The sequence below is a fragment of the Acinetobacter dispersus genome, from assembly GCF_009884975.1.
Classification (GTDB): Bacteria; Pseudomonadota; Gammaproteobacteria; order Pseudomonadales; family Moraxellaceae; genus Acinetobacter; species Acinetobacter dispersus.
In genome coordinates, this window is the sequence record NZ_CP041970.1 from 2,983,703 (window position 1) to 2,999,682 (window position 15,980).

The 15,980-nt window shown below is 35.4% G+C and carries 13 protein-coding genes; all 13 read right to left on the reverse strand.

Translation table 11 applies throughout. The features are described 5' to 3' along the window. Positions 1 to 5 precede the first annotated feature (5 nt). The gene (galU, locus tag FPL17_RS13730; RefSeq protein ID WP_159885583.1) at positions 6 to 881 is read right to left on the reverse strand and encodes a UTP--glucose-1-phosphate uridylyltransferase GalU; all 876 of its coding nucleotides are present in this window, start codon (positions 879 to 881) and stop codon (positions 6 to 8) included. Positions 882 to 1,328: 447 nt separating this feature from the next. After that, complete coding sequence (locus tag FPL17_RS13735) at positions 1,329 to 2,837, reverse strand: hypothetical protein (protein WP_159885585.1); 1,509 nt, start codon at positions 2,835 to 2,837, stop codon at positions 1,329 to 1,331. Positions 2,838 to 3,084: 247 nt separating this feature from the next. Then, a complete protein-coding gene (locus tag FPL17_RS13740) occupies positions 3,085 to 4,959 on the reverse strand; it encodes a polysaccharide biosynthesis protein (protein ID WP_159885587.1) in 1,875 nt (624 codons plus the stop codon). A 136-nt stretch (positions 4,960 to 5,095) separates the two neighbouring features. Beyond that, positions 5,096 to 6,274, reverse strand: a complete 1,179-nt coding sequence (locus tag FPL17_RS13745; RefSeq protein WP_159885589.1) for a DegT/DnrJ/EryC1/StrS family aminotransferase — start codon at positions 6,272 to 6,274, stop codon at positions 5,096 to 5,098. Between the two features lie 31 nt (positions 6,275 to 6,305). Next, positions 6,306 to 6,965: a NeuD/PglB/VioB family sugar acetyltransferase gene (locus FPL17_RS13750; RefSeq protein ID WP_159885591.1), complete on the reverse strand. Its 660-nt coding sequence runs from the start codon at positions 6,963 to 6,965 to the stop codon at positions 6,306 to 6,308. Then, entirely contained in the window at positions 6,962 to 7,567 is a 606-nt protein-coding gene (locus tag FPL17_RS13755) for a sugar transferase (protein WP_159885593.1), read from the reverse strand. The genes FPL17_RS13750 and FPL17_RS13755 overlap by 4 nt, the downstream gene beginning before the upstream one ends. Positions 7,568 to 7,577: 10 nt before the next feature. Next, positions 7,578 to 8,807 carry a glycosyltransferase family 4 protein gene (locus FPL17_RS13760; protein WP_159885595.1) on the reverse strand — a complete coding sequence of 410 codons (1,230 nt, stop codon included), beginning with the start codon at positions 8,805 to 8,807 and terminating at the stop codon, positions 7,578 to 7,580. 4 nt (positions 8,808 to 8,811) lie between these two features. Next, positions 8,812 to 9,882: a non-hydrolyzing UDP-N-acetylglucosamine 2-epimerase gene (wecB, locus tag FPL17_RS13765; protein WP_159885597.1), complete on the reverse strand. Its 1,071-nt coding sequence runs from the start codon at positions 9,880 to 9,882 to the stop codon at positions 8,812 to 8,814. A gap of 3 nt (positions 9,883 to 9,885) precedes the next feature. Beyond that, complete coding sequence (locus tag FPL17_RS13770; protein WP_159885599.1) at positions 9,886 to 10,992, reverse strand: glycosyltransferase family 4 protein; 1,107 nt, start codon at positions 10,990 to 10,992, stop codon at positions 9,886 to 9,888. Between the two features lie 5 nt (positions 10,993 to 10,997). Next, a complete protein-coding gene (locus FPL17_RS13775) occupies positions 10,998 to 12,404 on the reverse strand; it encodes an O-antigen polymerase (protein WP_159885601.1) in 1,407 nt (468 codons plus the stop codon). After that, positions 12,401 to 13,819 carry a lipopolysaccharide biosynthesis protein gene (locus FPL17_RS13780; protein WP_159885603.1) on the reverse strand — a complete coding sequence of 473 codons (1,419 nt, stop codon included), beginning with the start codon at positions 13,817 to 13,819 and terminating at the stop codon, positions 12,401 to 12,403. Before FPL17_RS13780 ends, FPL17_RS13775 begins: the two co-directional genes overlap by 4 nt. Further along, positions 13,816 to 14,898, reverse strand: coding sequence for a glycosyltransferase (locus tag FPL17_RS13785; protein WP_005209810.1), 1,083 nt, complete (start codon positions 14,896 to 14,898; stop codon positions 13,816 to 13,818). The genes FPL17_RS13780 and FPL17_RS13785 overlap by 4 nt, the downstream gene beginning before the upstream one ends. Position 14,899: 1 nt before the next feature. Next, complete coding sequence (locus tag FPL17_RS13790; protein ID WP_005209809.1) at positions 14,900 to 15,979, reverse strand: DegT/DnrJ/EryC1/StrS family aminotransferase; 1,080 nt, start codon at positions 15,977 to 15,979, stop codon at positions 14,900 to 14,902. Between the last annotated feature and the right edge of the window lies 1 nt (position 15,980).

A 15,980-nucleotide genomic window follows, 5' to 3' on the forward strand; every position in this document is an offset into this window, starting at 1 on the left:
CTGAACTAGAGGGCTAATTCTTGGATTAAGCCCTTAAAATCTGCGCCCAATTTTGGATGCTCAATACCATAGTGTAATACAGCCTTTAAATAGCCCAATTTACTACCACAGTCAAAGGTTTGCCCTTTCATTCTATACGCTTCAACAGCTTCCGATTGTTGTAATGCTGCGATTGCATCAGTGAGCTGAATTTCATTCCCCGCACCACGTGGCGTATTTTCTAAAAGTGCCATGATTTGAGCAGGTAAAATATAACGCCCAACAACGGAAAGATTTGAAGGTGCTGTACCCACAGTAGGCTTTTCAACTATGCCCTGCATCTTGATACTTTCACCCTCATTCGGCGTAACTGCAACATCAACAATACCATATTGATCAACAAGATTGTCAGGCACTGCTTCAACCATAATTTGCGCTGCTTGTGACTGTTCAAAACGCTGAATCATGAGTGACAAATCGTTGTCACTGGTTTGGTTCTTAACCAATACATCAGGTAATAACACCGCAAAGGCCTCATCACCCACAATGTCTTTAGCACACAGCACTGCATGTCCAAGTCCTAGCGGTTGTGGCTGACGCATACTCACAACACTGACATGCTTTGGTAAAATATCGGTAATTTCTTTCAGCAGATCAAATTTCTTTTTGTGCTCTAAAGTGGTTTCCAACTCAAAGTTGCGATCAAAGTAATTTTCAATCGACGCCTTAGATGAATGGGTGACCAAAATAATTTGTTCAATGCCAGCTTCAACAGCTTCACGTACGACATACTCAATCGCAGGGCGATCTACAACCGTTACCATTTCCTTCGGAATTGACTTACTTGCTGGTAAAAAACGTGTACCTAAACCAGCGACAGGTAAAATTGCTTTTTTGATCATAAGAATTAAATAATTTGTGGATGATTAAAAGTTATGTTGAGTATAGTAAAATTACACCTTTAATCTCTAGTTATAACTCAACATTATCCTACAATAATAAAATTGTCTCACTAGAACGGACACATTTAGCCATAATTTTAGCACAAGAACTCTCTTGATGACTTTACTTTCTATCTACTATGTGGATAGTTGACATTGATATGAGTTGTGTTGCTACTTCTGCTACAGTCATATCTAATTACTAACATTGTTAAAAAATGTAGTATTTAGATTCAACTATCTAAGTTGAAAAGGACTATCTATAATAGGTCGTAATAGCCCACTAAGATAATAAACCCTCCAATTAAACACTCATTTCCATCTACTACCAGGAATAGAGTTCTACTTATATCCAAAAGACATATAAATATAATCTTTATTATTTACCACTTAAAAAATTACAATATTTCATTTGGATACAACTAAAGTTGGGAGGAAATTAAGTGCATTTATTTTATATCCTGGTGAATTTGGCAGATAATCACTATAATATCTACTCATAAATTTTCGATCTTGAATACTATTAGAATAGGTCAAATTATATATAGTTTCACCAAGTTGTAAAAGTAATGGGTCATTCTTTCCCCATACAATATAACCACCAGATAAATAAGAATTACTCAACCCATAAGGAGGAACACCTTCATCACAATTCTTTCCCCCTTTATGATATCCCACTCTATACCACCCATTCGTACCATTGTAATAATTAGAGAATAGTGGATGTTTCTTATTTTGATTCCAAACATTTGATTTTAACTGATTAATAAAACCCTCCATATCAGCTTTAGATGGTAAATTATTACCAATATTATCACCATACACTTTTTTTATTGCAGTACGATTTCTTTCTAATGCAAAGAATAAATTTGTCAACCTACGTGCATGGCTAAAGTCCCAACCTAGATTTAGTTGTTTTTTTATATTCTCTAAATTAACCACCTCTATAGTTTCTTGGGAATTATTAGGATCGCAAGTCACTGGAACATCTGGACTAGAATAACCTGCATATTTATTATCATTAACAGAATTCCAAAACCCTCGATCTAGATCATTAATACTAATTTTTTTATTATTATACATGATTGAATTTTTACTTATTCTAGCTTTCATTAAAGAAGATAGTGCCGACAAATAATCTTTATGGTGGTCAAAATTATTCTGATTCCCGAAAATCTTTATGAGATAATCTGGATGTCTATCTACGACACCAGCAATATTACTAAAAATCACGATCTGCCATAAGTCCTTATCAGTAATCATATTGGAAGATCCATTATGGATATCATTTGAAACTGCTGTTATTCTTTTAGAAATATTTGGAAGCGTATTCGTTGACCAATCCCTTAATCGATTTGCAGATATTTTCGAGGTTTGCAAAACAAACTGTTGAGCATCAGAATCATTGGGATAAACTCGATCTAGCTCATTAGCCACTTCAGAAGCAAAACCTAAAAACTGCGCACTATTTAACTGAACCTCTTTCCCTAGTAAATTTCCATTTTGACAGTGAATACCTCCCCGACATACCCAAATCACAGCCTCCCCACCGATTTGAGGTAAAGGTTCTAATCTTTGATAAGTTATTTGGATAATATTGGCAAATTCCCGAATTCTATTCGGATAATTGCAGCGGACGGCTAAATCAAATAAATTATTAAATAAAATTTGTGTATCATAAAGTGCATACGTATCACCTTGTTTTACTAGGCGATTATTTAATATATCTGTGATACGTTTTTTCCCATAACTATCCCATAAATTCCAAGATTGTTGATCATGCAGCCCTCCGCATTTATTGGTGGCATTAATAGTATCTGCATGAGTAATATTTGTAGTTATACTTAATACGAATAGAGTAGCCACTAAAAATATTAAAGTAGATGAAAAATGAGTTCTTTTTATTACTATTTTCATCGTAACACCTCTATTTTTCGATAATAAACGAATTTAAAATTAAGGGTAATAAATACTATTTCCTATTTTTATTACAGTCTATTTGCTCTTTTTATCATATAAAAAAGCAAGTTGAATATCTAATAACAAAATTAAATTTACAACTTGCTATGCCTTGATATGAATTACATTTTAGTTATCATAAAGATATATTAGACCTTAAAAAAGCTTAAACAAAAATTTTTACTATCATACTCTATGAGAGTACTTAGTTGACTCTAACGTCATTGCTACGTTGGTATCCATCAACATAATGTTCGAGCTGGGTTAGGGCCCAGTCCACGTCATGATCAATTGCTGTCATTTGGTTAATTTTACCAAATACACATTCAATTTCGTGCAATGGAAAATGTTTTTCAAACGAACGTAAGATACGGGTATGTTCTGTATATTCGGTATTATCCTGATCAATCAGCAATTCTTCATAAAGTTTTTCACCTGGGCGCAAACCACTATAGGCAATTTCAATATCACCGTCCAGTGAACCAGTTTCTCTCACTTTCAAACCGCTCAGCTTGATCATTTGACGTGCAAGGTCCTGAATTCGGACGGGCTCACCCATATCAAGCAAGAACACATCACCACCAGAACCTAATGCACCCGCTTGGATCACCAACTGAGAGGCCTCAGGAATGGTCATAAAATAACGGGTGACCTCAGGATGCGTCACGGTAATTGGCCCACCTTTTGCAATCTGTTGTTTAAATAATGGAACAACAGAGCCAGAAGAACCTAATACATTACCAAAACGTACAATACTGATTTGTGTAGCGGGTTTGGTTTCAGCAACAGCTTGGCAATAGAGTTCAGCCATACGTTTTGAGGCACCCATTACATTGGTCGGTCTCACCGCTTTATCTGTTGAGATCAACACAAAGGTTTCAACCCCTTTCTTCACTGCCGCATTTAAACTATTTGCAGTACCAATGGCATTGTTTTTTAGCCCAGCAATCGGATTACATTCTACTAACGGCACATGCTTATAGGCAGCAGCGTGATAAACCGTTTGGATGTGGTATTGTTCAATAATACGTTCAAGTTTTTGCTGATCTTGTACCGTCCCTAAGATAGGTACTATCTCGCAAGTTGCGGTTTGTCTCAGCTGTTTATCAATATCATATAAAGCAAATTCGGTGAGCTCATACAGCACTAACATTTTTGGTTGATTTTTGATAATTTGTCGACATAGTTCTGAACCAATTGAACCACCCGCACCTGTCACCATCACTACTTTATTCTGGATGTTTTTAGCAATCAGATGTGAAATAGGCGGAATAGGATCACGTCCTAATAAATCAATAATATCAACTTCTTGTATATCTGAAACTTGTATTTCACCATCAACCAGACGGGTTAAGCCAGGCAATTCTGTAATTTTTAAGCGCGCAATTTCAAACTGTTGAATAATTTCTGTTTTACGTACTCGCCCAACTGAAGGAATTGCGAGTAAAATTTCTTCTATACGCTCTTTTTTAAAGCGTTGTAGTGCCTTTTCAACAGAGTAAACTTTTAAGCCACCGACAGTCTGTCCCTGTAAAGATGCAAAGTCATCAATAAAGAAAACTGGTAAGTGGTCATCAGAACGATGTAATGCAGCTGCAATTTGCTGTCCAGCATCACCCGCTCCATAAATTGCAATTCTTTTCCGCCCGATCTCTGAGTAAAAAGATGCCTTAATGATAAACCGAATAACAGCGCGACTAATCCATACCCAAGCAAATACCATAAATCCATACATAAATGGAATCGACATTGGGATGTAAGCTGGCGTGAGTACATTCAAAATGTACAGTGCTATCATTGTCAGTGAAACAGCAATCGCTAACTTAACGATAAAAACCTCGTTAAAGGTTCGGACAATAAAATGATAAACACCTGTGAGTGCCAAGCTTAAAACAGTAATCAGGCTGACCAGGACAATCCCATGATCAATCCCAGGAATAACATCTGCACCTAAATCAAATAAACGAATGACATAGCACAACCATAAAATCACTGGAAAAGCGAAAGCATCCAAAAAAACCAGGAATATCTGTTTAAGCAGCCTTGGGGCTGAAGCGAACTGATGAATAATCTTTTTCACAATGCTCTTCTAATCATCCATTTTACAGTTTGATCTTTATACGCATTTCTAATAGAACTAGAAATGACTTTTACATACTGTTTACATAATCATAAAAGCAAGAGTTTGACTTTGTATCATTCTCTTGCCGTTGTTTCTACGCTTGTTGAATCGCACTTTTCACGTTTTGAATGGCACGAATTGTTTTGTCGATACTGGCCTGGCTTAAGGTTGGATGTACCAAAAACATAAGACTGGTTTCACCGAGTTGTTGTGCATTCTGCAAAGGCTGTTCAGGTCGCCATGCTGTTCCATCAAAGGCATGCTCTAAATACACTTCTGAACATGAGCCACTAAAGCAAGGTACATTTTGTGCATTAATTTCTTGCATGATTCGATCACGTGACCAACCTTCAGGTAAGGCAGCCAAATTCACCTGTACATAACACTTATAGTGAGCATGTACATAATTATTCGAAGGTAATTGAACAGTAAAATAAGGAGAATCTTCAAATACTTTCAGAATTTGTTCTGCATTTTCAGTTCGCTTTCTTGTCCACTCAGCCATACGTGTTAGCTGAATACGGCCAATTACTGCCTGCATTTCCATCATACGCCAGTTGGTACCAAAAGAATCATGTAACCATCGGAAACCTGGCGGATGTTGCTTGTTATAAACGCTGTCGTAGCTTTTACCATGATCTTTATAAGACCACATTTTTTTCCAAAGGCTCTCATCGTTGGTAGTCACCATGCCACCTTCACCACCTGTGGTCATAATTTTATCTTGGCAGAAAGACCAAGCAGCAATATGCCCAATGGAACCTGCAGGCTTACCTTTATATTGCGCACCATGCGCTTGTGCACAGTCTTCAATCACATAGAGGTCTTTTTCAGCAGCAAGTTGCATAATAGGATCCATATCGCACATCCAACCCGCCAAGTGCACACAAATAATCGCTTTGGTGTTTGGTGTCAGTACTGCTTCAATGCTGCGTCGTGAAATATTCTGGGAATCCAGCTCGACATCAGCAAAAATAGGATTAGCGCCAGCCGTTACAATTGAGCTTGCAGAAGCGAGAAAGGTGCGTGAAGTGACGATCACATCATCACCAGCCCCAATTCCCAGAGCTTTTAAAGCGACGTCTAGGGCAACGGTACCGTTAGTTAAAGCCACTGCATATTGAGTGCCCGCAAATGTTGCAAACTCTTTCTCAAACTCTCGACATTCTTGCCCTGTCCAGTAATTTACCTTATTTGAAAGTAATACATCTTTAACTGCGTCCGCTTCTTCTTGCGTAAAACTTGGCCATGGTTCGAATGCTGTGTTCAACATTGTAATTTCCTGATCTATAAAATAATACGGCTTACTTCTTTTCTAAAATTCTTGCAGGATTACCAACAACGGTTACGCCTGCTGGTACACTTTTCGTCACGACTGCCCCCATGCCAACAACAGCACCTTTACCAACCACCAATGGCTTATCTGGTTTGCCCTGTTTGATCACTGCACCTGTACCAATATAGGCATGATCTTCAATATGAATATTACCATTACATTTCACACCTGGAGCAAAGGTAACGTAATCACCAATCACGCAATCATGCTCAACGTAACTGTATAAATTAGCATGGAAACATTTGCCGATTTTTATATTTGATGTAATTGAAACAAAAGGGCTCAATGCCGCACCTTCAGCAATTTCAATATTGTCCATCATCACCACATTATCAGCTTGGACAGTCCACAATTGAATACCATCAATAAAGAGCTGATTTGCGATTTTTTCACGAATCTGACTATTCGCAATTGCAATCAATACATATTTACCTGCAGCATTTAAACCTTTAAAAGTCTGATAATTTATAGCTTTATGTCCATTAACGATTTTTTCTTCTTGTAAGCTATCATCAATAAAATAAATTTCGGCTGCACTATTCAAGCGCTGTAACTGTTGTCGTGCAACAGGCATTAAACTGCGTCCACAACCTGATGCGCCATAGATCGCATAGATAGATTGGCTCATTCCTTTTCTTCCGATGGGGTACCTGCAAACTTTGTCATCGTCACTTCTCCAGCTTCACTGATATCATCTTTGGCAATGACCTTCTTCACTGTTTGCAACATAATTTTAAAATCTAACCAAACAGATCTGTTTTCGACATACCAAGTATCCAGTTTAAATTTTTGTTCCCAACTAATCGCATTACGCCCATTGACCTGCGCATATCCTGTCATCCCAGGCCGTACATCATGACGTTTGGCTTGTTCTTGATTATATAGAGGTAGATATTCCATCAGTAATGGACGTGGCCCCACAACACTCATATCCCCTTTAATCACATTCCAAAGTTCAGGCATCTCATCCAAGCTCGTTGCACGTAACATCTTACCAAAGGGAGTTAAACGCTCGCTATCTGGTAATGGATTACCCTGGTCATCGAGTGCATCCTTCATGGTTCGAAACTTGATCATTTCAAAGGGCTTACCATGCAGGCCTGGACGAACCTGACGAAACAATACAGGTGACCCTAAATTCTTTTTTACTTTATAAGCAACATAGACATATAAAGGTGAAAGCAGAATCAGGGCAGTTGAAGCAATAACGATATCTAGTAATCTTTTCATTAGTTATCCATTACTTAAAAACAATATTTTCGAGTTTTTCTGCAATCATGCGATATTCAAGATGCTGTAATACAAACTGCTTACCACTTGTACCTAACCTTTGGCGCTGTTCCGCAGTTAAATTATATAATTGCTCTACGGCTTCTACGATTGCTTCAGGATCTTCCGCCTCAATCGTGATTCCAGCCTGTGCCTGCTGAACAATATCCCCTTTACCAGAAAAAGCATGGATAATAGGTTTTCCTGCGTATAGGTATTCAGGCAGTTTATTAGGTGCTATACCAAAGCGATAAAGTGAATTTTTTTGCCAACCAATATAACAAATATCAAATTTTTCCAGCATAGATTGAATTTGTTTCTTCGGAATTGCATCAATAAATGTAATATTTCGTAGACCCAAAGATTGAACTTTTCTTATTAAACCTTCTTTTTCTTTTCCTGAACCAACAAGAACAAAATGTAACTGCGGACTACTGGAAAGAATCTTTGCTGCCTCAATAAGGTCATCTATAGCATTAGCGACGCCAATAGTTCCTGTATATCCAATGATAAATTTATTTTTAGGTAACTGACTGAGTGTCTCCGTATTTAAAGGTTGCTTTTGAGAGACCTCTTCTAAAGATACACCATTTGGTATCCAGTGAAACTTGTTAGGGTCTAACCCGCGACTCTGCATATGCTCAATAGCATTATATAAGTTTGAAAATACATAATCGGCTTTTTTATAAGCTCGATCTTCAATCCATTGCATGAACTTTATAAATGGATGGTTCGCGGAATGTCCCCCCAGTTCCATTAAAGTCAAAGGCCAGATATCCCGAACTTCAAAAATAAAAGGGACCCTAAATTTGTTTGCGAGATACTTAGCACCTAGATAGCCAATAAGAGAAGGAGATGAATATAAAATTACATCTGGCTTTGCTGGAATTACATTTGACATATTACGTAAAAGCCAAGAAAACTTAAACCAATTTAGTACACGCTGTTTGCTATGTGCTTCTTGATATTCAGGTAAATTGACCCATACAAATGAGAAATTAGGAATAATTTCCTCAATAAAATACTGTTCGTCAAACTGCTTTGGATTACGTAACAGATGACTATATCGACCAGCAATAACATAAACCTGATGGCCTTTCTTTGCTAACTCTTGGGCCAGATAATAATGTCGACCACCCATTGCTGTTTCTGGCGTTGAGCTATATTGATTAATAAACCAAAAGGTTTTTTTTTGTCTCATAACATTACATACTGGCTAAAACATTAACAATATTTTGTGACGCTTTACCACCACCGTAAAGATTGAAAGGATCTTCAATATTTTTATTTAGCATCGCTTGAGTCAACTCAATAATTTTTTGAGTGTCCGCACCCGCCAATACATTGACACCATTTTCAATCAATTCAACCCATTCCGTTTGGTCACGCATAGTTATACATGGCTTTTTAAAGAAAAATGCTTCTTTCTGTACGCCACCACTGTCTGAGACAACTGCGCTGCAATGCTTAAGTAACCAGATCATTTCTAGGTAGCCAACAGGTTCAAGTACATTCATCTCAAGCACTAAACCAAGAGATTTTACAACTTTCTGTGTACGTGGATGCAAAGGTAGAACCACAGGCTGAATGTGATGGTGAATATAATTTAATGCTTCAATAATCGCCTTTAAGCGTTCAGGTACATCGGTATTCTCGGCTCTATGCAAAGTCGCGACAATAAATCCTGTTTCAGGAATATGATCCAATACCGCACTTTTTACTGCTTTTTCCGCAAAGTACATAGATGAGTCTTGCATAACATCACCTACATTTAAAACCTTCACAGGCTTGGCATTGAATCCTTCATTATTAAGATTCTTTACTGCTGTATCCGTAGGACAGAATAGAATATCACTGACCTGATCGGTTAAGATTCGGTTAATTTCTTCTGGCATACGCATGTTAAAACTACGTAAACCCGCTTCGATATGCGCAACAGGAATATGAAGTTTAGAAGCTGCCAATGCACCTGCTAACGTGGAGTTAGTATCCCCATACACCATTAAACGGTCAGGCTTTTCTTCTAGACAAATTTTTTCAATTGCTTCAAGCATACGTCCAGTCATAGCACCATGACTACCACTATTAATATCTAACTGATAGTCAGGTTTAGGAATGCCTAATTGATCAAAAAAGATATTAGACATATTTTCATCAAAATGCTGTCCAGTATGAATAATTTTTTCCTGTAACCCTGAACTTTTCCGGATTGCAGCTGAAACCACACTTGCTTTGATAAATTGTGGTCGTGCACCAATAACAGTAAGAATTTTCATAAATTAGCTACCTAGTAATACGTTATATAGTCCAATCAATTTTGACTCTTCAATCGTCCAATTATATTTCTCGTTTACAGCTTTAATTCCATTTTTACCCATTTCTTCTGCAAGATTTTTATCTGCTATCAATTTATCAATTGCTGAAGCTATTTCGTCAGGTTTAGTAGGATCAACACATAGGCCACAATTATTATCTTCAATAATAGTTTTCCATAAAGGATAGTTTGATCCAATAACAGGTATACCTGCACTCATATATTCGAACATTTTATTAGGCTGTGCATCAATATGATTAGGTACTGGTAAAAAAGTTACTAATCCAGCTACTGATCGTTGCAATATTTCTTTAACATCTTCACGATTCAATTGTCCAAGTTCATTTACTGCAAGCCAACCCACATTTTTTTTTACACTTTCATAAGTTATTTTTTCTCCAAAAGTTCCTACAAGATTAAGCCTAGTTGAGGTACTTAATAAAGACAAAGAGTCAACGACCTCCTCAACTCCTCTTATTTTAGAGATCCCCCCCACATAAACGACTTCATTTTTTATATTATTCCAGTCTTTACTTAAAGGTGTAAGCTCACCAAGTAATGGATAGTTGTTAATATCTACCACATTATTAGAAAAACTTAAAAACTTATCTCTTATAGCAGGTGTCGCAGCTACTATATAATCAATTTTGGAACAGATATATCTTTCATAATATTTTGCTAATAAAGATATAATTCTTGCCGAAAATTTATTTAAATAAGGCTTAGCTAAAATTTGTTTAGGAAGGTCTTCATGAGCATCAAAAACCACTTTATATCCACGTTTTTTTAATTTTAATGCAATAGATAATAGCTCAGGATCATGTAAATGATAAATATCAGCATCAATTTCTAGAGCTGCAATTAGCACATTATTAGAAGCATTTAACAACCTATCATTTCTAGACTTTGGTTTACCTACATCAACAATATTTATATTATTTTTTATCTCATTTCCAAAACCGTCAGCAACAACTAGATAAGTCTCATATATTTTAGACAAGGATAAACACTCTTTCCAATAAATCCGTATATCGAATCGGGGATGGGCTGATGTTAAATGTGCAATTTTCATAATAATTACTTTTTAATCAAATTAAAGGTTAATCTTAGGCAAAACCAGATTACAATCAAAGGTCCTGCACCCCAAAGAAAGTTTACCATCATCGTTGAATCTACTTTGGGGTACATAAAAACGAACCTTGCTAAAAAAATAGAATAAACCATTATTAGCAATGGGTTTTTTGAATCCAAGACCTTCATATATATATATGAGAAAACACTGCCAACAAAAAACATTATTGCAGGTCCTAGGAATAAAAAATTTGCATATGCTTCACCAATAGCTCCTGGTGTTGGTGCACCAGATGTACTAGGAATATATAGCTCTTTAATAAGCAACCCAATTGAATGAGGTTCATAACCAAATTGTGCGCCTATTGTATTTCTAAAAGTATCTAAATAGGACTTCCCTAGCAGAATATTAGAACTATCAAATGTTTTAAAAACAATTACTAATTGCTGCAAGTCGGTAATGTTACCATCCCCGATAATAGTACCTACAAAACTCTTATCAGAAAGATCAAGATCAACACCCATAAAATACTGATTACTCAATATTCTTAAAAAATAAACAACAAACCCCAAACTCATTAATGAAAAAAGAACAATTATAATTCTTCTTCTTTTTTCAGGAAAGCAAAAATAATAAAAAATCATTTGTGCCATTATATAGGTAAAAGCTAATGTAATACGCCCCGTAGAAAGACCTATAACCAAACCAAGAAAACTAAAAAAAATAAAATAGAAGCCAATTTTATTATTTTTAACAACTGACGCAATTAACCATAAGAAAATTCCAGCATAATACAAATGATATGGTAAAGTTGTTAACTGCGCATCCTCAATCAAGTGTCTAAATGCTTGAAAATACAATAACATGGGGATAATTCCGCCTGCCAATGTATAACTCATCCACACCCAATAAGCCAAACCGATACTAATAAGAAAAAAACAGATAGGCTTATACAAAACCAACAAACCATCATAATAAGAGCCACTCCACCCTCCTCTTAAAGCAACATTTTTTTTCTTATAAAAAACACTAAACCCAAATATAAAAAACAAATAACAAATAACTGCATACAAAATAGCATAAAACAAATATAACTCAGCTTCAAACCTACTCAAACTCAAGTAAGATAAAAATTTACCAAAATCGCCATCACTAAAAGCATAATAAAATGAACCAAACACATACCCTAAATACATAAAAGAAAATATACTTAATGGATTGATAAGCATATTCTTACCATAAGCTATATTTGAAAATATAATAATTACAAACAAAAAAGATGCTGTTAATGATATAAAGGGTGTCGTTGCATAAAATTCTGAAACAAACCCTGCTAAAACAACAAGAAGGGCTATCGGAAAAACAAGAAACAATAATATTTTATTATTGTTTTGATTAATCATTTCTCTCATAGCATCCTCATATATGAAGAAATATTTCTTACAATATTTCTAAAAACATCTAAAAACATAAAAACACTAAATATCAAAAAAAACAATGCAGCGACAACAATATAAATATGCTCCCACCCCATTAAAGAAACTAACAGCGAGAACAACACACAAAGCAAACTATGTAAATATAATTTAGACCGCTTAAAATCCTTCCAAACTCGACTAGAAATCTCTGTTCTGAGAATAAAATAAATCCAAAATGAAATAGCTATAGATATTGCCGCTCCAATAGCACCATTACTTCTAACTAAAAACCATAATAGAAGCATATTTGCAAGCAAACCAATAATACTTGCAAATATAGATAGAACCGTTTTTCTCTTAACTAATATTCCTATCGCCGTAGACTCAGATAATGTATAAAGAAGCGGCTGCAAAACACATAACAATATTATATATTCAATCCCACTATATGTATTTGGTAAAAATTTAGGAATTAGTGGCATGACCAAACAGATTGAAAATAATATAAATGAAATTACCAATGCGATAAACTGACTTACATACTCTACTTCCTTGACTGGATCACCTTCTTTAATTAACTTATAAATTGTCGGAACCCATATTGTATTAAAAATAGTTGTTAATACACTAAAACCTGCTGATATACTGACAGCAACACTAAAAATCCCTACTTCCAATAATGTTGAATTATTTAGTAGAAATATACGAGAGCATGCTTGCATTAGCCAAAAGACTAATCCACTAATAACTAAAGGAAATCCAAAAATAAGCATTTTCTTCAAAATTTCATAATCAAATTTCACTTTTAGAAGACAAATTAATTCTTCTTTTATATATAGACAAAAAACCAACAGTACTAAAAATAATGAACCGGCTTGAATTGTAATTAATTTATTAAAATTGACTTCATTAGCCCCCCAAAAAAACAAACCTAAAACAGCTATAAGAAGGAATATTTTTGGAAAAATTTGACTTATAGAGTAAACTAATCCTTTTTCTTGCATTCTGATATTCAATGTTATATATCTAAGCAGCACAGTCAAAATTACACAGATTATTGTCATATAGGACAAGTAACACGATGATAATTTATATGCATTTTGTGAAATGGAATCTACTCCAAAAAGCATAAACAATGATGCGATAAATATACTAAATAAGACTGACGTTAGAGTTGATGTTTTAAAAATGACTGCCTTATTCTCAACTTCATGATATTCTCGAACATAAGCTTGGTCCAAACCCAATGTAAGTAAAATGCAAGAAAAACTCATCACAATTTGTAAAATACTAAATCGGCCGATATCCTCTACAGTAAACATCCAAGCTAATGTTGGTATCGTCAAAACGCCTAACAATGCTGCCCCAATTGGACCAATACTAAACTGTAATATTTTTGTTATATTCATTTTAATGTATTTTTATATAATTCAGTGAACTTAGATACTATAGAATTTGCTGAATAAGTAGAACTGAGATGATCATACTTTTGAGTCTCTTCATGAAGTATAGTTTTTTCCAGATTACTTAAACTTTCTTCACTATAATCTTTTATTACAAATCCATGATTATCATTAACAAATTTTTCGTAAGGTAATAGATTGCTTAAAATCGGAAAACTCCCTCTCAAATATGGTTCAACTACTCCTCCTCCAAGGGCATCAGAAATAGGCACGGATATATGAAATTTTGTTTGCCCATAAAGGATATATAATTCCTCTGTGTTCAATAACCTGTTAATAAAAATAACTTTGTCATTCAATACACCTAAATTCTCTTTAAATTTCTCTACATCTTTATCTGATGAAAAACCACGTAAAACTACAATTTTGAATTCATCTATATTAGAAATTTTTTTTATAATTTTTATGACACCATCAGGATTATAAATACTTGACACACCTCGAGGAGATACGATAAGTCGATCATTCGAACAAATATCAAACTCCTCTTTGAAAATCTTTTCAATCAATTCTTGATTACTATCTGAGGGTTTTTCCACTGGAAATCCCCAATAAAAAACATCCGTTTTATTTTTAACAAACTCGCCATACTGGAAAACAAGTTCATCTAGAATATGTGAGGAAGATGTATGTAATTTATCTGCCTTTGTAACTACAATTTTATTTATTAACCTAAAGATACCTCTCTTCATTAATGAACCTCTCTTAGGAGCCAACATTACATCAGATCCCCATAAGCCGACCAGCAATGGCTTTTTCTGAAATATAGCCATAACTCCATAATGGTTAATAATATGTGCATGAACTATATCTGGGTTTAGTTTTTTAACTAATTTATTAACTTTGTAAAATTTAAAATAATCTATAAAACTGTTAATCTCACCTAAGCCAATTAGTTTTTTCTCTAAATCAGTTTCAACATTAAAGCTTGCAACCCAAATTTCACAATCGCTATACGTTTCTAAAGCTTTTACCAACCGTTGAACAATTGGTGAAGAATAAGGTGCAAGCATTAATATTTTCATCTTACTTCCAACAATCTACAATGGTAACGATGTTCGCATGATCTAAATAAGGGTGCATTGGCAAGCTCATGACTCTTTCAGCAATTGCATCACCTACGGGCAACATCACGCTTGCATCTGCTACAGCAGGTTGCTTATTCAAAGGAATAGGATAATGTACAGCCGTTGGAATCCCTTGAGCTTTTAATTTTTCCTGAACATCTGCACGATTATCAACTTGAATCGTATACTGTGCCCAAGCACTGGTGTTATGCAGCTCAAGATATGGGGTTGTATGAATACCTGCCTGATTAAATAACTGGTTATAAATTTCAGCTACTTTTTGGCGAGCTTGCATTTCATCATCCAAAATTTCTAGCTTTGGTAATAAAATGGCGGCCTGAATGGTATCTAGACGGCTATTCACGCCCACACGGATATGATGATAACGCTTGTCCTGACCATGACGTGCAATCTGGCGAATCACTTTTGCCAACTCATCATCGCTGGTAAAAATAGCCCCACCATCACCATAGCAGCCCAATGGTTTACTTGGGAAAAAACTGGTACAAGCAACCGTACTTAAGTTACAGCTTTTACGACCTTTGTAGGTTGCACCGAAACTTTGTGCAGCATCTTCAATGACTGGAATACCATGCTTTGCAGCAATCGCATTGATCGCATCAAAGTCAGCACATTGACCATATAAACTTACAGGAATAATGGCCTTGGTTCGAGGAGTAATGGCTGCCTCTAACTTTTCCACATCTAAGTTATAAGTTTTAGGATTTACATCCACATAAACTGGCTTTGCACCCAATAAAGCCACTGTTTCGGCTGTCGCAATATAAGTAAAACCTGGTGTGATCACTTCATCACCTGGTCCTATACCAAATGCCATTTGTGCAATTTGCAATGCATCTGTGCCATTGGCACACGTAATACAGTGCTTCGCACCAACATAAGCAGCTAACTTTTCTTCTAGTTCAGTGACTTCTGGCCCAAGAATATACTGACCATGTGTCAATACATTTTGAATACCTGCATCAATTTTATCTTTAATTCGATGTTGCTGCGCTTTTAAATCAATAAAGTCAATCATA

Coding starts and splice junctions, on each gene's coding strand:
- FPL17_RS13735 (WP_159885585.1), bottom strand. CDS start 2,837: ATGAAAATAGTAATAAAAAGAACTCATTTTTCATCTACTTTAATATTT.
- FPL17_RS13755 (WP_159885593.1), bottom strand. CDS start 7,567: ATGAAAAGATTACTAGATATCGTTATTGCTTCAACTGCCCTGATTCTG.
- galU (WP_159885583.1), bottom strand. CDS start 881: ATGATCAAAAAAGCAATTTTACCTGTCGCTGGTTTAGGTACACGTTTT.
- wecB (WP_159885597.1), bottom strand. CDS start 9,882: ATGAAAATTCTTACTGTTATTGGTGCACGACCACAATTTATCAAAGCA.
- FPL17_RS13745 (WP_159885589.1), bottom strand. CDS start 6,274: ATGTTGAACACAGCATTCGAACCATGGCCAAGTTTTACGCAAGAAGAA.
- FPL17_RS13770 (WP_159885599.1), bottom strand. CDS start 10,992: ATGAAAATTGCACATTTAACATCAGCCCATCCCCGATTCGATATACGG.
- FPL17_RS13790 (WP_005209809.1), bottom strand. CDS start 15,979: ATGATTGACTTTATTGATTTAAAAGCGCAGCAACATCGAATTAAAGAT.
- FPL17_RS13785 (WP_005209810.1), bottom strand. CDS start 14,898: ATGAAAATATTAATGCTTGCACCTTATTCTTCACCAATTGTTCAACGG.
- FPL17_RS13780 (WP_159885603.1), bottom strand. CDS start 13,819: ATGAATATAACAAAAATATTACAGTTTAGTATTGGTCCAATTGGGGCA.
- FPL17_RS13775 (WP_159885601.1), bottom strand. CDS start 12,404: ATGAGAGAAATGATTAATCAAAACAATAATAAAATATTATTGTTTCTT.
- FPL17_RS13760 (WP_159885595.1), bottom strand. CDS start 8,807: ATGAGACAAAAAAAAACCTTTTGGTTTATTAATCAATATAGCTCAACG.
- FPL17_RS13750 (WP_159885591.1), bottom strand. CDS start 6,965: ATGAGCCAATCTATCTATGCGATCTATGGCGCATCAGGTTGTGGACGC.